Below are 1,296 nucleotides of genomic sequence, written 5' to 3' on the forward strand. Positions count from 1 at the left end.
GCGGGGGCCGGGGCGGCCTGCGTCGGGGCGGGCGCCGCGGCCGCCGTTTCGGGCGGCGGCGTGGTCTCGGCCGGCGCCGGCGTCGTCTCGGCGGGCGGCGGCTGCGGCGGCGTCTCGGCCTCGGGTGTTTCGCCGCCCCCACAAGCGACACCCAGCAGAGCCATTGTGGACACGAGCACCAGAGAAAACTGCCTCATCGCCATCATTTTCCGTTCTCCTCGTGAACTGGGGCATCCGCCCGGCCGATACGCGTGTTTACGCGCCAAACCCAAGGACGCCCGAGCGAGCGAAAACGGCTCACGTCGCAATCGTGCGCTCCCGCGCCTCGACCGCCCTCCCGCCGTCCCGGGCGATTTGCTCGAAGAGCGGCGCGAGCTGCCGGAACACGGTTTCGCGCGAAAGCACGATGCGGAGATGGCAAAACCCCGCATACACGAGGGCGAGCATTGCAAGCGCGGCCACGACCACCACCCAGGAGAAGGCCGTCGGGCTCCTTTCGTCGAGTGATACCGCCACGGCGAACAAGATCAGGAAGGGTGAAGGCACCGCGAACAGCAGCGCCTGCCCGAGCGGCGCGGCGGCGTTCCGAAACGCGGCGTCGTAGTCGAGGAAGATCTCGGGCAGGAGGAGCGCGCGCGCCGCATCCGACCTGCCTCGATACCCGCCCTGCGCCGCTCGCTCCGGCGCGCCCAGGCGCACGCTCGCGAGGATGGCGGCCTTCGTGGCCGCGCAGAGCGGCATCGCATGGCCCGCGTCCGTGATCTTGATGGCGCGTGGCACGTCGCCGGACGCGATGATCTTCCGGATCACGGACACGAACGTGCCCGCGTCCACGTCGCGGGCGTGGGCCCGCGCGACCCACAGCCCCCCGGAGCAGAGGCCCGCGACCAGGCTGATGCGGGCATCGAGCATCCACGATGGCAGCGACGAAAGAAGCGACATCGCGGTCGATCCTAGCTGACTTCGCCGCGCGGAATGGCCTCCTCGCCTCGCATGTAACCTCCGAGGCCCCCGCGCCGTTCCCCCGGGGTCCGCGCCGTCGAAAGATCCCGACGACGCCCCTCCTGTCCTTTGCTACAAGCCGAGACGATCGACATGCCGAAGCGCCCGCTCCTCGCCACCACCGCCCTGCTCCTCGCCCTCGCCGCCTGCCAGGACGACCCGGCCCCGACCGCGCTCCCGACCCCCTCCGCCACGCCCGCGCCGCCGCCGCCGAGCGCCGCTGCCCCGAACGCCGCCACGAGCGCCGCCCCCACCGCGGAGCCCACGGCCGCCGCCACGCCGACCGCCACCACG

Annotated in this window: 1 protein-coding gene and 1 pseudogene; one reads left to right on the top strand and one right to left on the bottom strand. The window is 72.4% G+C overall.

Annotated features, from left to right (window positions below):
- Positions 1 to 297 precede the first annotated feature (297 nt).
- Positions 298 to 942 (bottom strand): hypothetical protein, encoded by a 645-nt coding sequence (locus QHF83_RS53280; protein WP_282425875.1) that lies wholly within the window; start codon positions 940 to 942, stop codon positions 298 to 300.
- A 153-nt stretch (positions 943 to 1,095) separates the two neighbouring features.
- Between QHF83_RS53280 and QHF83_RS53285 the strand changes: the two are divergent.
- Positions 1,096 to 1,296 (top strand): annotated as a pseudogene (locus QHF83_RS53285) (hypothetical protein); the annotation flags it as partial.

The organism is Polyangium sp. 15x6 (genome assembly GCF_029960785.1).
In the GTDB taxonomy this organism is placed as follows: domain Bacteria; phylum Myxococcota_A; class Polyangia; order Polyangiales; family Polyangiaceae; genus Polyangium.

Bases quoted from the DNA above. Each gene is read 5' to 3' on its own strand.
- QHF83_RS53280 (WP_282425875.1), bottom strand. From the start codon at position 942: ATGTCGCTTCTTTCGTCGCTGCCATCGTGGATGCTCGATGCCCGCATC.